We start from the raw sequence: 18895 nt of genomic DNA, 5'->3' as shown, positions 1-18895 counted from the left end.
TGAAACATAAGTGATGACTTTAGGAATAATCAGATTTGACATAATTGCAGAATACCTGCCAATGATGCTGAAAATTGGGGTTAAAACCACTATGCAACTGACGGTGATTTCTGTCAGTATCGGAACTGTGTTGGGGCTTATCTTCAGTATTCTCCGTTTATCCAAGTTTAAAATTCTGTCGTTTCTCAGCGCTGTTTATGTTGATTTTTTCCGGGGTACTCCGCTATTGGTGCAAATACTTATGTTTCACTTTGCCATTATGCCGGCGATAGGCAGATTTCCCAGTATTGTTTCCGGACTGGTGGCTTTAAGTTTAAATAGTGGTGCTTATATAGCTGAAATTTTTCGGGCTGGGATTCAGTCAATTGATAGGGGACAGATGGAGGCGGCACGGTCTCTGGGGATGACTTACGGACAGGCCATGCGGTATATTATCGTTCCGCAAGCTTTTAAGCGGGTGTTGCCTGCCCTGGGCAACGAATTCATTGCCATGCTGAAAGATTCGTCCCTGGTGTCGGTTATAGCCGTGCAGGAGCTGGCCATGACAGGCTCCCTTATCAGCGGAAGAACTGCCAGACCTTTTGAAGCCTGGATTCCGGTGGCTATATTGTATTTGATACTTACTATGGTTTTGTCCAGATTTGTAGCTTACCTGGAAAGGAGGTTTGGCAAGAGTGATACACGTTCGTAACCTCCACAAAAGTTTTGGTAAACTGGAAGTTTTAAAAGGGGTTAACTGCCATATCAGACCTAATGAGGTGGTAGTAGTTATTGGCCCCAGCGGGTCAGGCAAGAGCACCTTTTTAAGATGTCTTAACCTGCTGGAAGTGCCAACCAGCGGTGAAATAATTGTAGATGGCCATAATTTAACCGATCCGCATATAAACATCAATAAAGTAAGGGAAGAAGTAGGGATGGTGTTTCAGCATTTCAACCTTTTTCCCCATATGACGGCGCTGCAAAATGTGGCTTTGGCCCTTGAAAAGGTACGGAAAATGTCTAAAGAACAGGCCGAGGCCATGGCTTTGGAAATGCTTGAGCGGGTAGGGTTGAAAGATAAGGCGTCCAATTATCCGGCCCAGTTATCAGGCGGTCAGCAGCAGAGGGTGGCCATCGCCAGGGCTTTGGCTATGAAGCCTAAGGTTATGCTGTTTGACGAACCGACTTCCGCTCTTGATCCGGAAATGGTCGGGGAAGTTTTGGCGGTAATGAAGGAATTAGCCCACCAGATGACAATGGTAGTAGTATCCCATGAGATGGGTTTTGCCCGGGAGGTAGGGGATAGAGTAATTTTCATGGATGAAGGAAAAATACTGGAAGAGGGTACACCTCAGCAGATATTTAACAATCCCCAGCACGAAAGAACAAAAGCATTCCTCAGTAAGATTTTATAATGACGAAAGCCGAACGGGGCTGTCCCAATAAGAGGACAGCCCCGTTATTCTAACCTAAAACTTCAGCCAGGTCATGGAATGCTTTTTCCAGTGTTTTGGTGTTTAGGCTGGCATCAACCATTAAAGGTTTAAACATTAAAAGGACTTCTTCGGCAAATTTAAATTTCTCTTCCGGATAGAATTTGGTGTCAACAGGAATGGCGCCCAAATTGAGGAAGAAGGATTTCCTGTTGTCCATATCCTTACCGCAAGTTTTTCTTACCTCCAATAAAACACCTTCTATATCGGGGTGTTCTTTTTCCAGTATTGATGTAACTTTATGATACAGGAAGCTACCGATACCCCTGTTGCGGAATTCCGGAGTAATACCTATATTTTCAACATAACCGAGATTTGCTTCAGCCAGGTAATAGAAGGTGGCAATCCCCACTACTTTGTCTTCGGCCAGCGCAGTTAACAGATAAAACTTATGGGGAGCGATCTTATTGGGATTGAGCAGCTTTTCCACAATCAGCCGCTGCATGGCATAAGGGTATTCAAAGACGTTGCGCAGTAAGCGCAGGCCTTCTTGGGTAGCATAATCATGCGGTTTTTTGCCCCGAATGAACTTGATATTGTCCACACCTAATTCGACGATATTACCGAAATTATCTTTTATTACGATTTCTTTGTGCTTAATCATAGCCAGGTCGCCGGTGTCCACAAAAGCAGCGTTGGCTTCATCTGTATCGATATGAAATTCTGTTTCGCCCGTTTCGGTGATTCTTACCAGTACATCATGATAGCAGACGACTTTGGTGCCTTTAATTAACACACTGACTTTTTCCCTATCAGAGATTTCCAGCAAATCGGCTTTGCTTTTGGCCATGTGAATATGAGCGCGGGGAACAATAACGCCTTTTTCGATTATTACCGGTCCCTTAGGTCCCATAAGAACTACTCCGGGCGTGCCTTCCAGGTCTCCTGAATCTCTAATGACCGGCTCAACGCCAATTCTTACTGCATCCGTACGGCTTAGCTCTACCTGAGTCTCTTCCCGGGCCGGTCCAACAATACGCACCCGTTCCAACACGCCTTTTGAACCGATAACATTTACCGTTTCCTTGGCTGCAAAGTTTCCGCGTTGGGCTAAGTCTTTGGCTACTGTAAGTTCATAGCCTGGTCCAAACAGTTTTTCTATATCCTGTTTGGATAAATGGACGTGGTGATTTGATACGCCAATGGGGACTAACCACTTGTTTTCCTTTTTGAAATCTACTTTTCTAGGGTCAACTTGAAAGCTCAGCATTTTGTCCTGCCTCCCCCAATAAAGCAAATAAATGTCTATATTCCTGTACACTTAAAAATTATAGCAGGCAAGGGGCTGGTAGGACAATGAGCTAATCTTTTCTGTTTCGGCATTTTTTGACACTTTTCGCTATATTTCATGTGATTTCACAGGTTTTCGTTTGTTCGCAAATTCACAAATTGGCCGGAATTGTCTTAATTTATGGATTATTTTCTAAAATATTTCCTGTTTTCCTTAATTTTTAATAGTTAAAACGTACGATTTATACGTTAACCGGCAGGAATCGACAGTTGGTATGGTTAAGTAAAATAAATATTATGGACAAAAGAAGTGATATCTGTGGGAGCAAATACTAAAGTAGGCACAAAACTGGTCCGCAGCACCAGTCTGGTGTTGTTTTTCATGATGGGCATAGGCATCATATGGAATATATATAGCCAAACGAAACAAGCTCGTATAGAACTGCTGGAACAGGGCCGTGTTTTGGCTGCTCAGGTTTTGGCTGTACGCAGAGTATTGGCTGAAAATCAACATAAAATCAATTACGACACCCAGGGTCACTTTGAGTTTAAGCATCTGAACCCTGCGTCCGTTATCCAGCAGGTTGACAGGGTTTTTAATGCTTCCACGCGATACCGGATTCGCCAGGTGAGTCTGCACCCCAGGCTCTTGGAAAATAAACCCGATAGTTATGAAAGGGAACAGCTTTTGTTATTTGCGCGAAATAGGGACGCTAAGGAATCATGGGGAGAAACAGTTATTAACGGACAACGTTATTTCCGTTATATGGTGCCTCTGTACGTGGACTCGTCGTGCTTGCAGTGCCACGGTGAACCCCAGGGCGAATTGGATATCAGCGGCCATCCCAAAGAGGGGTATAAGGTCGGTGACTTGGCCGGCGCTCTTACCATCAGTATACCAATGGAATTGATGAAAGCAAATCTTAATAAGTCGATTCTGGAAAGTGTGTTCCTTACTGTACTGATAGTCTTTTTCACTGCCTGCGTGATTACGTTCCTCACCAGGCGCTTTATCACGATACCTATCAGTAAGCTGACCGGTTTTGCTCAGGAGCTTGGTCGGGGTAACCTTACTGCGCAACCGGAATACTACAAAAGTTATGGTGAAATCAAGGAGCTAACAGAGCGGTTCACTGACATGGCCCATAAACTGCATGATATTTACGAACAGTTAGAAAGCAAAGTTGCTGAACGGACAGCGGAACTGGCGGCCGCTAACAAGGAATTGGCGGAAATAAGCCAGTATAAAACGGAATTTTTGGCAAATATGAGTCATGAACTGCGCACCCCACTGACAGCTATTTTAGCCTTTACGGAAGAATTGCTGACGAAAAGCATGGGACAATTAAATGCGGAGCAAGAGGAGTATTTAAATGATATAAGGGACAGCGGGCGGCAACTGCTGAATCTGATTAATGATTTACTTGACCTGTCGAAAATAGAATCAGGGAAAATGGCCCTTAATTTAACGGAGGTAAATGTAGGGGAAGCAGTCCGTGGGGTGGAAAAACTTTTACGGCCCCTGGCTCAGCAAAAGAATATAGAGATGCAGTCTGCCATAACGGGTACCAATGTGATAATTGCTGATGAAGAAAAGGTCCGCCAGGTTATCCGCAATTTACTCGGTAATGCTATTAAGTTTACTCCCGCCGGCGGCCGCATTGAATTATATGTAAGAGATACTGACCGACCTGATGAAGGAGTCCTGTTGACCGTGAAAGATTCAGGCCCCGGAATTCCGGCAAAAGACCGCGCGCGTATTTTCGATTCCTTTTACCAGGGACACCGGGGACGGAACAAAGAATATGGCGGTACCGGTTTGGGCCTGGCGTTGGTGAAAAGAATTGTGGAAATGCATTTAGGGGAAATTACCCTGGAGTCGACAGAAGGCCAGGGTTCCGCTTTTACGGTATATCTTCCGGCTTATCCGCCGTATGATGATAACCTTGAATAAAGAGGTGGAATGAATGGAAAGAAAGAAAATCCTCATTGCCGACGACGAACCGAAAATCTTAAAATTCCTGGCCGGTTTTCTACAACGGGAAGGTTTTGCAGTGGCCACCGCCGCTAACGGTTTTGATGCCCTGGCGGAATTTAACCGCTGGCAGCCGGATTTGCTGGTGCTTGACGTCATGATGCCCAAAATGGACGGTTATGAAGTATGTCGGAAAATACGTGAGCAGAGTAATGTCCCTATTATTTTTCTTACTGCCAAAAACGAGACCTTCGATAAAATTATGGGTTTAACATTAGGCAGTGACGATTACCTGACCAAGCCTTTTGACAGCGCCGAGTTATTGCTCAGGATAAGGGCTATTTTGCGACGGGTGGCTGATAATAGCAGTGTTGAAAATAAAGATGTTATCAAAGTGCCCGGTCTAGTGATAAACAGGGCAACCAGGACAGTGGAATTTGAGGGCAAGGAGATTGAACTGACACCAAAAGAGTTTGACCTGTTGTGGTTGTTGGCCAGCCACCCGAATCAGGTCTTTACCCGCGACCAGTTGATATACCAGATATGGGATACGGAATACTGCGAAGACACCGGTATCGTCACCACACTGGTGAAAAGGTTGAGGGAAAAGATTGAACTTGATACAGCCAATCCCCGGTATATTAAAACAATCAGGGGAGTAGGGTACAAATTTGGCGTCAAACCTTGTTGATATTAGAGGGGCTGCCTAAAAGGCAGTCCTTTTGTTTTTGTCACAAAAATGTCATCCTAGCGTCATTTCAAAATCATTTTATCCCAATAGAATGAAGATAAAAGGGCGTAAGAATTTAGAAGAAAGGAGGGTCTGGTATGGAAAAAAGGGTTTCAAAAATAATTATTACAGTCGGTTTAATTGTGGGTATGATGAGTTTTCTTTTTGTTGTTACCGATGCGGCTATAAGTTATTCCGACAACCCGGAGTTTTGTATTAACTGCCATTCTATGGATGAAGCTTATATGACATACCAGCATTCCACCCACAAACAGTTTAAGTGCACTGATTGCCATGCTCCTCACTCTTACTTGGCAAAGGTTGCATTTAAGACCAAATCAGGATTGCGAGACCTTTATGTCACTACTTTGGGGGAGATTCCGCCGGTAATTAAAGCTACCGACAAAAGTAAGGAAATTATTAAAGAGAACTGTATCAGGTGCCATCTGTCCACGGTAGAAAACACAGAAATGGGCGAAGGGCGGTTTTGTAGCGACTGCCACCGACAGTTACCCCATAAAAAAGTTGAAAAAAATATTTAAAAATATAACTCCATAGAAGGTTGGAACGAACAGGAGAAGTTGCAGATTTTTAGTTACTAATTCAGGGAGGAAGGTGTTCAAAATGAAAAACAGCCGGTCAATAGGCCTGCTAATTATAGTTATTTTGGCCTTATCAGTATTTGTTATCGGTTGTTCAGGTAATACCAAAGCAACCTCTGCCAAATCGAGCATTGGTGAAAACGAATTTGATCCTGCTGTCTGGGGTAAATATTATCCGCTGCAGTATGAAAGTTACCTGAAAAACAACGAAGGCGCCAAAACAGAGTTTGGCGGTTCGGTGAAAGAGTCCAAATTCATTGCCGAGCCGGAAATAGTAGAGCTTTTTAAAGGGTATGGATTTAGCAAGGAATATAATGAAGACCGCGGGCATACCTACGCTTTAAAGGACCTTTTGAACAGCAAACGGGTCGGTCCCAAGACGCCCGGGTCCTGTTTGTCATGTAAAACCCCAACTGCTCCCGTACTTATGCAGCAGATGGGAGCAGCTTATTATACCACCCCGGTAATAGAATTGGCTAAAAAAGCAAAGCATGCTATTGCCTGCGCTGACTGCCATGACCCTAAAACCATGCAACTCAGGGTAACCAGGCCCGCCTTTATCCAAGCCATGAAGGCCAGAGGAATAGATGTGAACAAGGCTTCGAAAAAGGAAATGCGCAGCTATGTTTGCGGGCAGTGCCATGTAGAATACTACTTCCAGACGGATACCAAGGAAGTTATATACCCGTGGGCAAACGGTATTGAACCGGCCCAAATTGAGGAATATTACGATAAAATAAACTTTTCTGATTGGGAACACCCCGATTCCAAGGCCAAAATGAGAAAAGTCCAGCATCCTGAGTTTGAAACATGGAGTACCGGTGTACACGGTTCGGCCGGGGTAAGCTGTTCTGACTGCCACATGCCATACATGATCAAGGACGGCAAAAAATACTCGTCTCATTGGTGGACCAGCCCCCTGAAAACTATTGATGTGTCATGTCAGGTATGCCACCAGCAGGATGCCAAATGGCTTAAAGAACGTGTGCATAATACCCAAAACAGAACTTTCAATATGCAGACCAGAGCAGCCAAGACCCTGGTACAGGCTCATGAGGCCATAAAAACGGCTTTTGCTAACCCGAAAGCAGATTTAAACAAACTGAAAAAAGCCCAGACAATGGTAGTTAAAGCGCAATGGTATTGGGATTGGGTAGCTGCTGAAAACAGCCGCGGTTTCCACAATCCAGTCCAGGCCCTTGATTCTCTTGGCCAGGCCATAGATTATGCCTACCAGGCCATTGAGCTGGCCCGCAGTGCATATTAAAAACCGGTGGCTGGCAGGTATTCGGTCATAGAGACCAAACTTTTAAGCAATTGGTTGATTTCAGGAGAGGTTTCCCGTGTTTTCAGAAGGAGGTTTCCCATGTTCAAATGCAGGGTTCCCGGATGGTTCCATAAAGACTGTAACAGCAGGCCGACTTTTGGGCAGATAATCATCGCTGGCCTGGGCAGTTTTATCGGTATTGCAACCGTTTCGTATCTCAGCCTCCATTATAAACTGGCTTTATTGGTGCCTTCATTCGGAGCTTCCGCAGTACTGCTTTACGCCGCCAGCCATGTACCCATGGCCCAGCCGAAAAACGTCTTGGGCGGGCATTTGGTTTCTGCATTAATTGGTGTAACGGTTTTTAAACTGTGGGGCTTAGCGTGGTGGACAATAGCTTTGGGTGTTACGCTGGCGATAACAGGGATGATGTTTACCGATACTCTGCATCCGCCTGGAGGCGCCACCGCTTTTGCCGCAGTTTTTACCCAGCAGAATTACTCCTTCGTATTCATGCCTGTAGCCATTGGCGCAATCATCCTGGTAGCTATAGCGCTACTGATTCATAACACGTGCGGGCAGAGAAGGTACCCGATCCGCAGAGGTGTTTCCGCAAGGGTTCCTGTTGCAGCAGAAGTAGGTATAGAAGGCCAGAGTAGATTTAACTTAAAGGAAAAGGATTTATAAAAAATGACATAAAGAGGAAACGGGCCGACAGAAGAAAATGTCGGCCAATTTTTTCGACGCCTGTAGCCCAAAGCAGTTTTATTTGCCCTGAAGGAAAAATTTTGATATAATGATGCAAGTGAATCATTTTAAATTGTCAAAGTTGAATATTTATAATACGGAAGAGGAGCAGTGCAGGTTGGCAGTAAAGTTTGAACTAATCAAAGAATGCAAACAGACGAAAGCGCGGTTAGGTAGACTGCATACGCCTCACGGGATTATCAACACACCTGTTTTTATGCCTGTGGGTACTCAGGCCACCGTAAAAACTATGACTCCCGAAGAATTAAAAGATATAGGGGCCGAGATTATCCTCAGCAATACATATCATCTTTACTTACGGCCGGGATCGAAACTAATCAGGGAAGCCGGAGGGCTGCACAAGTTTATGAACTGGGACCGGCCTATCCTTACCGATAGCGGGGGGTTTCAGGTATTCAGCCTGGGTCCGTTGCGTAAAATTACGGAAGACGGCGTCGAATTCCGGTCCCACCTTGACGGATCCAAACATTTTATGACGCCGGAACTGGCCACAGAAGTGCAGATGGATTTAGGTTCTACCATCGCCATGGCTTTTGATGAATGCGCCCCTTATCCATGCACCTTTGAATATGCCAGGGAAGCATTGGAACGGACTACCCGTTGGGCTGAAAGGTGTAAGAAAGCCCACAACAGAATGGACCAGGCTCTTTTCGGTATTGTTCAGGGTGGGATGTACCGGGAGCTTAGGGAACAAAGCGCCCGGGAATTAGTTGAGCTGGATTTTCCGGGCTACGCTATTGGTGGGTTAAGCGTGGGGGAACCAAAACCTCTGATGTATGAAGTGCTGGACTATATCACACCTTTACTGCCTGCCGATAAGCCCCGTTACCTGATGGGTGTCGGCTCGCCGGATTGCATAATCGAGGGAGTCATCAGGGGCGTTGATATGTTTGACTGTGTACTGCCGACCAGGATTGCCCGTAACGGCACAGCCATGACCAGCGGGGGCAAAGTCGTGATACGAAATGCGGTCTATGCCAGGGATTTTACACCCCTGGACCATGAATGTGATTGTTATACGTGCCGGAATTATAGCAGGGCCTACATAAGGCATCTTTTTAAAGCCGAAGAAATACTTGCTTTGAGATTAGTGACCATCCATAATTTGTATTTTCTGCTCAGGCTCATGGAACACCTGCGCAAAGCCATTGCTGAAGACCGTGTGCCGGAGTTCAGAAAAAGGTTTTTTGAAAAATATGGGTACGATGGAGAAGAAATATCAAATCTTTAGAGGTTTTTTCCGCTTTGAAGCAGAATAAAGAGTTGAGACGAAAAACTAGGGAGGCGTGGTAAATGAAAGACTTCGGACCAATACTTTATCTTATAGCCCTGTTAGCTATTTTTTATTTTATGATTATCAGACCCCAGCAACAGAGACAGAAAAAACACCAGCAGTTAATCAACAGCCTGCAGGAAAATACGGAGGTAACTACAATAGGCGGTATTCTGGGTACAATTGTTAAAGTAAAGGACAAGACCGTGATTTTAAAAATTGCTGATAACGTAAAAATAGAAATTCTAAAAACAGCCATTGCCTACCGCAATGACAAGGAAGAAAAGAAATAAAACAGTTGGCGTCGGGTCATGCCCGGGCCAACTTTTTTCGAATGTAAGGAGTATGCAAAGTATAGAATAAGATATATTCATTTGAAAAGGAGGACCGGGTTTGATTACACTTGCAGACGTAAAAAAGGATCCAGTGGTGGATACTTTTATCCGCAAGGGAAATGAATATTTAGGTGTCATGGGCTTTACGGAACATGGTTACAGGCATATTAATCTGATATCCAGCATTGCCCGGCATGTGCTGGAAAAACTAAATTATTCAAAGCGGGAAGCTGAATTAGCCGCGATAGCAGGTTACATGCACGATCTGGGGAATGTTATCAGCCGGTATGACCACGGGCAGTCAGGCGCCACCATAGCTTTTTATGTTTTAACCAGGATGGGCATGCCTCCCGATGAAGTAGCCACGATAATTGCTGCCATTGGCAACCACGAGGAAGAATATGGCCATCCCGTCAACAGCGTTGCGGCAGCCCTGATTCTGGCTGATAAGTCCGACGTGCATCGTTCCAGGGTAAGGAACCAGGACTTTGCCACTTTTGATATCCACGACCGGGTAAACTATGCGGTAGAGCATTCTTTTTTAAGGGTAAACACTGAAAAGCGGACAATTACCATGGAACTGACCATTGACATAGATATTGTACCTATCATGGAATATTTTGAAATATTTTTAAGCCGGATGATATTGTGCCGCAGGGCAGCGGATTTTCTGAATGCGAGTTTCGAGTTGGAGATTAACGGGGCCCGTTTGTTATAGATTCATTGACACATCTAATGAGCAGTTATATAATAGACCCTAGGGGTTTTCTGCCTCTAGGGTCTTTATATATGGTTTCCGTAATTTTTAAAAGGAGCCAAAGCGAGGGAGGTTAAACAATGCGTACCAAAAGTCTCATATCCCTGTTGTTAACGATTGCACTCATAGCTGTTTCAGGGTACCTATTAATTCATTTTAAAGTTTTCCAAAAGCACATTAATCTCGGACTTGACCTGCAAGGTGGTCTTCATGTGGTAATGGAGGCTGTTGACACTCCGGAGGCTCCGGTTACTGATGACTCCCTTGACAGGGTGAAGGCTGTCATTGAACGGCGGGTTAATGAAACAGGGGTCAAAGAACCCATCATACAAAGGGAAGGAAAAAGAAGACTTATTGTGGAATTGGCCGGTATTAAAAACCCAGATGCGGCTATCGATTTAATCGGTAAAACAGCGGTTTTGCAGTTTAAAACATCCGACGGTAAGGTGGTAGTATCCGGCAGTGACCTGAAGGATGCACAGGCGGCAAAAAACCCTACCACCGGAGAAATTTATGTCGCGCTGGAGTTTAATAAAGAGGGCACTAAAAAATTTGCCGATGTAACGTCTGAACTGGTGCAGAAGTACAGCGAAACCGACCCAAGGAGAAGAATCGGCATTTACCTTGACCAGCAACAACTGCAAAATCCTGTGGTCAGGGAGCCCATTCCAAATGGACGAGCCCAGATAAACGGCTATAACACACTGGAAGAAGCAGCCAAAATGGCAGTTCTCCTTCGCTCGGGCGCGCTTCCTGTGAACATGGAAAAAGTTTATACCCAAACCGTTGGTCCTACCCTGGGCGCCGATTCCTTGGCTAAGTCCACTAAGGCCGGTATTGTTGGTATTATCGCCATTTTAATCTTTATGATTGCCTATTACCGGATACCGGGTCTGATTGCTAATGTGGCTCTTGCCGCTTATGCCTTGATAGTGTTAGGTCTTTTGGCTGCGCTGCAGGCCACCCTGACGCTGCCCGGCATTGCCGGATTCCTCTTGTCAATAGGTATGGCCGTAGATGCTAACATCATTATATTTGAACGGGTTAAAGAAGAGCTGCGGGAAGGCAACTCCCTGCGCCGGTCTATTGAATCCGGGTTTTCCAGGGCCTTCTGGACCGTATTTGATTCCAACGTAACTACGCTGATTGCCGCGGCCATCCTGTATTATTTCGGTACAGGCGCTATTCGCGGGTTTGCCGTAACGTTAAGCATCGGTATTTTGGCGAGTATGTTTACGGCAATTACCCTGACCCGGTTCATGCTAAGGAACCTGGCCGATTCGAAACTCATAACCAACAAGAAATTATACGGTGCGTAGGGGGTGGCTGGGATGACACTGGATATTATCGGAAAAAGGAAAATCTGGTTCGCGATTTCATTAATTATTATATTGGCCGGTATTGCTTCAATGATCATCAAGACCTTTACTCTCGGAGCGCCCCTTAACCTGGGAATAGACTTTACCGGTGGCAACATTATTACTGTTTCCTTTACTAAAAACGTTTCTGTCTCCGATGTGAGACAGGCCCTGGACAAACTAGACCTGGGTAACAGTGTTATTCAAAAGACGGCAACAGGGGAATTTATCATCAGGACCAAAACCCTGACTGACAAGGAATATAAACAGGTTCTGGATGCCTTCAAAAACGATGTGGCGCCTTATCAGGAAGGTAAACTGAGCCGCAATGAAGTGAAGCCTGTCATAGGAAAAGAACTGACTTTAAATGCTATTTGGGCTTTAGCTATTGCTTCGGTATTAATGGTGATTTACATCACTTTCCGGTTTGAATTTAAATTTGGTATTGCGGCTATTATAGCTTTGTTACACGACGTTTTTGTAACTATGGGTATCTTCTCTATCTTCTGGTGGGAAGTAGACAGCGCTTTTGTTGCCGCTATTCTGACCATCATTGGTTATTCCATCAATGATACCATCGTTATTTTTGACCGGATCAGGGAAAACCTGCACCGTAAGAAAAAGGACGAGAACTTTGAGGAACTGGTCAACAAAAGTATCATGCAGACCATGGCCAGGTCCATCAATACCGTTCTGACCGTTATTATCGTCCTGGTTGCTCTATTGATTTTCGGAGGTTCTACAATCCGTTACTTCACGCTGGCGATGCTCATTGGTGTCATTAGTGGGGCCTATTCCTCAATATTTAACGCCAGCCCGTTATGGGTAGAATTTAAGTATTGGGAACAACGCCGGCGTAAATTGGCCAAGACCTAAAGCAAATCTAATAATGGCCCGACCGCACTGACCGTTAACCGGTCACGAGCGGCTGGGCTTTTTGTTTAACAAAAAAGGAATAACTAACCGGAAGTCGAAATTATTATAATGGAGTGTTCTTCCAAAAGAATAGCCTTTACGCTTCGCGCCGGCGAAGCATTTTTCTTAAGTTGATAGGTGAAATTGGGGAGGAAAAATGGAGCATTATAAAAAGATCTGGTCTTTTCACAATAACAACACTTTTATCCAGGAACTTTTGGCCCGCCGGTTAGGTATTTCTAAAATAACGGCCCAAATTTTAGCTAATAGGGGCATCTGTTCTGTTGAGGAAGCCCGGACTTTCCTTTTTGGTTCTCTGGAAGACCTGTACGACCCCTTGCAGATGCACGGCATGGAGGAGGCAGTACAGCGAATAAAGCAGGCTATCAAAGAAAATCAGCGTATTTTGGTGTATGGTGACTACGATGTGGACGGCATAACCAGTACGGTATTACTGCTTGACACTCTTGAATTTCTGGGCGCTGCTTGTGACTTTTACATACCGCACCGGCTGACAGAAGGCTACGGGTTAAATATAAATAGCCTGAAAACGATTAAGGAACAAGGTTTCAATTTAGTTATTACTGTTGACTGTGGAATATCTTCCGCTGATGAAGTGTCCTGGGCCCGGGACAACGGACTGGAGATTATTATTACTGACCACCATGAGCCGCCGGAACATATCCCGCAGGCTTATGCCGTGATCAACCCCAAACAGGCCTGGTGTACATACCCTTTTAAAGAATTGGCCGGCGTGGGCGTGGCCTTTAAACTTGCCCAGGCGCTTTTACGGGCCCATGAAAAAGAATACTTGGTCCCCAAATTGCTGGACCTTGTAGCCTTAGGCACGGTAGCTGATATGGTTCCGCTAGTCGGGGAAAACAGGATTACTACTAAGCAGGGTTTGCAATTAATTAATGCCGGCCATCGGGAAGGACTGGCAGCCCTGATTGAGGTGGCCGGTCTGGCGGACCAAAGCATTGATTCGGAGCAGATTGCCTTTGCTCTTGCGCCCAGGCTAAATGCCGTGGGCAGAATTGACCATGCAGCTAAAGGTGTAAGGTTACTGCGGGAAAAAAACAGGGAAATGGCTGTCAGTATCGCCAAAGCGCTGGACAGGGCCAACAAGGAAAGACAGGCCATTGAAAATCTTATTTTTACGGAGGCTGTGGAAATTATCGAAAGTAATAGTCTTTTAGACAACAAAGCGTTGGTTTTGGCTCGGCCTGACTGGCACCTGGGAATAGTCGGGATCGTTGCTTCCAAATTGGTTAACAGGTACTGTCGGCCGGTGATTTTGTTGTCTGTGAACGGCGAGGTTGCTAAAGGTTCAGCCAGAAGCATACCGGGCTTCAACTTGTTTGCGGCCCTGCAGTCGTGCGAGGCGTTTTTAAAGAAATATGGAGGCCACAGCCAAGCTGCCGGTTTAACTTTGAACGTTGATGATATTTCTGCTTTTACCGCTGCTTTCAATGAAATTGTGGATCAACAGATTACTGCAGAGCATATGGCCGAAGCGCTCCCAATTGACGGAGAAATCTCCTTCAAGGATGTGACCTTTGATTTATATAACCAACTGGTGGCGTTGGAACCTTTCGGGTTTGGCAACCCGACGCCGCTCTTTGCTTGCCGTCAGGCGGATATTATTGATTGTCGGAAGGTCGGTAGCGATGGTAAGCACCTGAAAATGAAAATAATGAACGAAAAGCTGCTGATGGAAGCTATTGGTTTTAATTTATCGGCATGCCAAAATTCAATAGATTTCGCAGACAAAATAGATATAGTTTTTGAACTGAAGAAAAATGACTGGAACGGCAGGTCCAACCTGCAGTTAAACGTCAGGGCCATAAAACAGGCAGGTTCTCCCGACAATCCTTTTAGAGCCAGCTCCCCATCCGCAGAACAGGAGACGCCGAAAAGCTTTCTTGACGAGCTGTTTGATCATGCTGCAGAGTACCTTGTTGACGACTACTACCGCAATATTGGTGAAAAGGAAGAGTTTTATACTAAAGTTGTCGGTGTTACTTTTGATAACAGGCAGGAAATTGTGGCCAGGCTGAGAGAAGGAGAAAAATTGTTCCTGGTTCGGGAACACAATAACCCGCATGACCCAAATGCAGTGCGGGTTGAAAACAGGACCGGAGAACAGGTAGGATATCTCAATGCCCGTTTAGCCAAACATTTTGCGCCGTTGCTGGATAAAGGGGAACAATACCTGACCCTGGTTTCCAATGTAACCGGGGGACAGGATAAAAACTACGGGCTGAATATTATTATTCAAAAGGTTCAGGATAAATCTTTTGCTGAGAAACGGGCTATTCTTGCAGACATCAGGAAACGCCTAAAATCCTTGGACGAAAAAAAATTATTGGAAGCTGTCCGGGGAGCACTCCTGGGGCCTTACCCCTATCGGGAGTCGCAGCGTGCGGCTTTGCAGAGCCTTTTGGAAGGTAACAATACCTTGGCTATTTTTGGAACGGGCAGAGGTAAATCCGCTGTCTTTCAATCCATGGCTGTGTATAAAGCTATTAAAGAAGATGCCCTGACTATCATAGTTTATCCTCTGCGCGCTCTGGTTAATGACCAATATGAAGCCATGTTAAACAAACTTTCAGCGCTGGGCATGCGCATTTATAAGGGCAACGGCACCCTCAGCGCCGGCGAAAGGGCGATGCTTTTTGCCGTATTGGAGGCCGGTGATATAGATATTTTGTTAACTACGCCTGAGTTTTTGTCTTTCCACATGGAAAAAATCTTGGCCATGCCCAAAAAAATAGGACTGTTTGTGGTGGACGAAAGCCATCATATCAGCATGTCTTCATTGTCCCACCGGCCTGCATACAAACGTATTTCCCATATAGCGGAAGGCCTGGGCCGGCCTCTTACTCTTGCCGTTACCGCAACAGCCAACGATGAAGTTGCGCAGGAAATAATTGCCGTGCTGGCAATTAACCAAGTGGTGATCGACCCATATGTGAGGAAAAACTTACAGTTAATAGATAAACGAGGGATTGAGGATAAAAGCGCTTATATTAAACAGGTGCTGGCCACCGGCGGAAAAACGATTATCTATGTTAACAGCCGTCTGAAAGCTGTTGAACTGGCCCTGATGCTAAGGGAAGCTAATCCTCATCTAGCCGATAAAATTGCCTATTACCATGCCGGACTGAAGAATGAGCACCGGCATACAATTGAAAAAATGTTTAAGAAAGGCGAGCTTCTGGCTATTGTGGCAACTTCTGCCTTTGGTGAAGGAATTGACATCCCTGATGTACGGCATGTAATATTGTACCACCTGAATTTCAATTTTACCGAGTTTAACCAGCAGAGCGGCCGGGCCGGTCGCGACGGGGGTACAAGCCATATTCACCTCCTTTGTGGGCCAAAGGATATCAGGATCAACGAATTTATCCTGGAATTGGCGGCTCCGGGGCGGGATTTTCTGGCTGCGCTTTATACAGCGCTGCAGCAGTTGAAAAACGATTGGGGAGAAATCAGGTTAACCAACAAAGAAATTGCTCACAAAATGGAAAAGGCGGGGATGCGCCTGGCCAAGGACAGTTCTGTATCCTGCGGTCTGGGCATACTGGAAGAATTAGGACTTATACGCCGGGAATCGGTCGGAAGAGAAAGGCAAATATTTATCAACCCGCCGCCGGGAAATAAAATAAACCTGGAGAACTCGTTGCGATTTCTTGAGGGACAGGAAGAGAAAGCGGCTTTTCAGGAATTTCAGCAGGCGTTTTTTGACGCTTCATCAGAAGAACTGCTCAATCAGGTTAACCGGGCGATTTTTCCGAGTAAATATGCAACAAATTCCGGAATTGAAGGGCAGATGCTCAATAGCACATTGGGATAAATTTATGTTATAATAAATAATTAGGTAATCACGGCGAAAAGTGAACTCTCAGACGGAGATGATGGCTTTATGGGCCTGGATAAACTTTTGGCAAAAATAAAACAGTACAACCCTCAAGTTGATGAAAAATTTATTGAAGAAACATACAGGTTTGCGGAAAAGGCCCACGAAGGTCAGACCAGGATTTCGGGGGAACCTTACATTATACATCCGCTCAGTGTTGCGCACATTCTGGCTGATTTAGAACTGGATGTTGTTACCATCGCGGCCGGATTATTGCACGATGTCGTTGAAGACACGGATAGTCCTCTAGAAACCATTGAGGAGAAATTCGGAGTTGAAATTGCCCTGCTTGTTGACGGCGTTACCAAGTTAAGCCGTATTTCATATAAAAACAAGATGGAACAACAGGTTGAAAACCTGCGCAAAATGTTTTTGGCCATGGCTAAAGACATTCGGGTTATATTGATAAAATTGGCAGACCGCCTTCATAATATGCGCACACTCAAACATCTGGCGGAACCCAAGCAAAAGGAAATATCCGAAGAGACCCTTGAGATATTTGCGCCATTGGCCCACCGGCTCGGTATTTTCAAAATAAAGTGGGAACTTGAAGACCTGGCCCTCAGGTACCTGGAGCCTAAGAAATATTACGAACTGGTTGACGGTATTGCCCAAAAACGGGCGGAGCGGGAAGAATATATCGCCCGGGTGACCCAAATATTGGCGGAAAAGCTTGAAAACGTCGGGATAAAAGCCGATATCCAGGGCAGGCCGAAACATTTTTACAGTATTTATAAAAAAATGCTGGAGCAACAGAAGGAACTGGCAGAAATTTACGATTTACTGGCGGTACGGGTTATTGTCGATACAGTAAAAGACTGCTATGGCGCTCTCGGTATCATTCATACCCTTTGGAAGCCCATACCGGGGCGTTTCAAGGATTACATCGCCATGCCCAAGTCAAATATGTACCAGTCACTGCATACAACGGTTATCGGTCCGAACGGCGAACCTTTTGAAATTCAGATCCGGACCTGGGAAATGCACCGCACCGCCGAATACGGTATCGCGGCTCACTGGAGGTATAAAGAAGGTGGTGGCCGTGGCGATGAAGAATTCGAGAATAAGCTGGCCTGGTTGCGGCAATTGTTGGAATGGCAGAATGATATGCGTGACGCCAGGGAATTTATGGAGACTCTTAAGATAGACCTGTTTTCCGACGCAGTATTTGTATTCACTCCCAAAGGCGATGTTGTAGAACTGCCTGCCGGCGCAATACCTATAGACTTTGCTTACCGTATTCACACACAGGTAGGTCACCGCTGTATCGGCGCCAAAGTAAACGGCAAGATAGTGCCTCTTGATTATAAGCTGGCCAATGGCGATATAGTGGAAATATTGACGCAGAAGCAGGCAGCCGGGCCCAGCAGGGACTGGCTGAATATAGTAAAAACTTCGGAAGCCAGGAGTAAAATTCGGGCCTGGTTTAAAAAAGAAAAAAGAGAGGAAAATATCATCAAGGGGCGGGATGCCCTTGAAAAGGAAGTTAAAAAAGCAGGTTACGATGTAGCAGAATTTTTAAAGCCTGAAAGACTATCAGAGCTTCCGCGGAAATTTAATCTCGTCACCCTTGATGATTTATACGCCTCCCTGGGTAATGGGGTTTTTACTCCCCAGCAGGTTATAGCCAAACTGAAGGATGAACAGCAGAAGCAGGGTAAGAACGTCAAGATAGAGGAATTATTAAAGAAAGAGCATTCCAAAAAGAAGAAAGCGTCAAGCCAGGGGATTAAGGTAGAAGGGCAGCAGGATGTTATGATCCGCCTGGCCCGGTGCTGCAATCCTGTACCCGGCGACCCCATCATTGGCTATATTACCAGGGGACGGGGAGTTTCAGTGCACAGGAAAGACTGTCGAAACCTTGTCAACCACAGCCTGAGTGAAGGCGAACGGATGATTCAGGTTAGTTGGGACGATACAGACAGGGGTTCTTATCATGTGCATCTGGAAATATCAGCTATGGACCGGGCCGGTCTGCTTACAGATGTTATGCTCATTTTGTCTGAAATGAGAATAAGCGCTGATTGGGTGAATGCCCGGGGGACTAAAAACAAACAGGCTACCATTGATCTGGTGCTGGAAATCGGCAGTCTCGAGCAATTGGAAAACATTATGAGCAAAATTCGCCGCGTGAAAGATGTTTACGATGTTTGGCGGGTCACTCCAAAGGTTTAACCCGTGACCGGTAACCGGTAACCCGGTAACGGCTACTGTCACTATATGGTGGAAATCCAGCTATAAAGCATACTTTTTTAAACCACAGAGTCCACAGAGATTAAGTTTCAAAAGTT

The 18895-nt window shown here is 45.4% G+C and carries 15 protein-coding genes; 14 read left to right on the top strand and 1 reads right to left on the bottom strand.

Going from position 1 to position 18895, the window contains the following annotated elements; all coding sequences use genetic code 11:
- Positions 1-13 precede the first annotated feature (13 nt).
- Together ACSNJE_RS04550 and ACSNJE_RS04545 are read left to right on the top strand one after the other, a co-directional pair.
- Positions 14-691 carry an amino acid ABC transporter permease gene (locus tag ACSNJE_RS04550; protein ID WP_495252107.1) on the top strand — a complete coding sequence of 226 codons (678 nt, stop codon included), beginning with the start codon at positions 14-16 and terminating at the stop codon, positions 689-691.
- Positions 675-1394, top strand: coding sequence for an amino acid ABC transporter ATP-binding protein (locus ACSNJE_RS04545; RefSeq protein ID WP_013120076.1), 720 nt, complete (start codon positions 675-677; stop codon positions 1392-1394). Before ACSNJE_RS04550 ends, ACSNJE_RS04545 begins: the two co-directional genes overlap by 17 nt.
- Before the next feature lie 49 nt (positions 1395-1443).
- Here ACSNJE_RS04545 and pduL read toward each other — a convergent pair whose 3' ends face one another.
- Positions 1444-2682, bottom strand: coding sequence for a phosphate propanoyltransferase (gene pduL / locus ACSNJE_RS04540; protein WP_461569885.1), 1239 nt, complete (start codon positions 2680-2682; stop codon positions 1444-1446).
- 339 nt (positions 2683-3021) lie between these two features.
- Between pduL and ACSNJE_RS04535 the strand changes: the two genes are divergently transcribed.
- From ACSNJE_RS04535 to ACSNJE_RS04480, 12 genes are all read left to right on the top strand, one after another.
- Entirely contained in the window at positions 3022-4656 is a 1635-nt protein-coding gene (locus ACSNJE_RS04535; RefSeq protein ID WP_495252090.1) for an ATP-binding protein, read from the top strand.
- A 13-nt stretch (positions 4657-4669) separates the two neighbouring features.
- On the top strand, positions 4670-5368 hold the full coding sequence (locus tag ACSNJE_RS04530; RefSeq protein WP_013120079.1) for a response regulator: 699 nt from the start codon (positions 4670-4672) through the stop codon (positions 5366-5368).
- A 137-nt stretch (positions 5369-5505) separates the two neighbouring features.
- Complete coding sequence (nrfH, locus tag ACSNJE_RS04525) at positions 5506-5949, top strand: cytochrome c nitrite reductase small subunit (protein WP_052216448.1); 444 nt, start codon at positions 5506-5508, stop codon at positions 5947-5949.
- 82 nt (positions 5950-6031) lie between these two features.
- Positions 6032-7276, top strand: a complete 1245-nt coding sequence (locus ACSNJE_RS04520) for an ammonia-forming cytochrome c nitrite reductase subunit c552 (RefSeq protein ID WP_495252089.1) — start codon at positions 6032-6034, stop codon at positions 7274-7276.
- Between the two features lie 99 nt (positions 7277-7375).
- Entirely contained in the window at positions 7376-7963 is a 588-nt protein-coding gene (locus ACSNJE_RS04515) for an HPP family protein (RefSeq protein ID WP_495252088.1), read from the top strand.
- 178 nt (positions 7964-8141) lie between these two features.
- Positions 8142-9275, top strand: coding sequence for a tRNA guanosine(34) transglycosylase Tgt (gene tgt, locus ACSNJE_RS04510; RefSeq protein ID WP_461569889.1), 1134 nt, complete (start codon positions 8142-8144; stop codon positions 9273-9275).
- Between the two features lie 62 nt (positions 9276-9337).
- Complete coding sequence (gene yajC / locus ACSNJE_RS04505) at positions 9338-9610, top strand: preprotein translocase subunit YajC (protein WP_013120084.1); 273 nt, start codon at positions 9338-9340, stop codon at positions 9608-9610.
- A gap of 100 nt (positions 9611-9710) precedes the next feature.
- Positions 9711-10370, top strand: a complete 660-nt coding sequence (locus ACSNJE_RS04500) for an HD domain-containing protein (RefSeq protein ID WP_013120085.1) — start codon at positions 9711-9713, stop codon at positions 10368-10370.
- Between the two features lie 119 nt (positions 10371-10489).
- The gene (gene secD / locus ACSNJE_RS04495; protein ID WP_013120086.1) at positions 10490-11728 is read left to right on the top strand and encodes a protein translocase subunit SecD; all 1239 of its coding nucleotides are present in this window, start codon (positions 10490-10492) and stop codon (positions 11726-11728) included.
- Positions 11729-11740: 12 nt separating this feature from the next.
- Positions 11741-12643, top strand: a complete 903-nt coding sequence (secF, locus tag ACSNJE_RS04490; protein WP_013120087.1) for a protein translocase subunit SecF — start codon at positions 11741-11743, stop codon at positions 12641-12643.
- 196 nt (positions 12644-12839) lie between these two features.
- Positions 12840-16541 carry a single-stranded-DNA-specific exonuclease RecJ gene (gene recJ, locus ACSNJE_RS04485; protein ID WP_495252087.1) on the top strand — a complete coding sequence of 1234 codons (3702 nt, stop codon included), beginning with the start codon at positions 12840-12842 and terminating at the stop codon, positions 16539-16541.
- 69 nt (positions 16542-16610) lie between these two features.
- A complete protein-coding gene (locus ACSNJE_RS04480) occupies positions 16611-18779 on the top strand; it encodes a RelA/SpoT family protein (RefSeq protein WP_013120089.1) in 2169 nt (722 codons plus the stop codon).
- Positions 18780-18895: the final 116 nt, after the last annotated feature.

This window comes from Thermincola sp. GK-1, assembly GCF_059412445.1.
This window is presented reverse-complemented; position numbering and strand designations above follow the sequence as displayed.

Excerpts from the sequence above, each read along its gene's own strand:
- ACSNJE_RS04550 (WP_495252107.1), top strand. The coding sequence starts at position 14 with ATGACTTTAGGAATAATCAGATTTGACATAATTGCAGAATACCTGCCA.
- yajC (WP_013120084.1), top strand. The coding sequence starts at position 9,338 with ATGAAAGACTTCGGACCAATACTTTATCTTATAGCCCTGTTAGCTATT.
- nrfH (WP_052216448.1), top strand. The coding sequence starts at position 5,506 with ATGGAAAAAAGGGTTTCAAAAATAATTATTACAGTCGGTTTAATTGTG.
- ACSNJE_RS04530 (WP_013120079.1), top strand. The coding sequence starts at position 4,670 with ATGGAAAGAAAGAAAATCCTCATTGCCGACGACGAACCGAAAATCTTA.
- recJ (WP_495252087.1), top strand. The coding sequence starts at position 12,840 with ATGGAGCATTATAAAAAGATCTGGTCTTTTCACAATAACAACACTTTT.
- pduL (WP_461569885.1), bottom strand. The coding sequence starts at position 2,682 with ATGCTGAGCTTTCAAGTTGACCCTAGAAAAGTAGATTTCAAAAAGGAA.
- ACSNJE_RS04515 (WP_495252088.1), top strand. The coding sequence starts at position 7,376 with ATGTTCAAATGCAGGGTTCCCGGATGGTTCCATAAAGACTGTAACAGC.
- secD (WP_013120086.1), top strand. The coding sequence starts at position 10,490 with ATGCGTACCAAAAGTCTCATATCCCTGTTGTTAACGATTGCACTCATA.
- secF (WP_013120087.1), top strand. The coding sequence starts at position 11,741 with ATGACACTGGATATTATCGGAAAAAGGAAAATCTGGTTCGCGATTTCA.
- ACSNJE_RS04520 (WP_495252089.1), top strand. The coding sequence starts at position 6,032 with ATGAAAAACAGCCGGTCAATAGGCCTGCTAATTATAGTTATTTTGGCC.
- ACSNJE_RS04480 (WP_013120089.1), top strand. The coding sequence starts at position 16,611 with ATGGGCCTGGATAAACTTTTGGCAAAAATAAAACAGTACAACCCTCAA.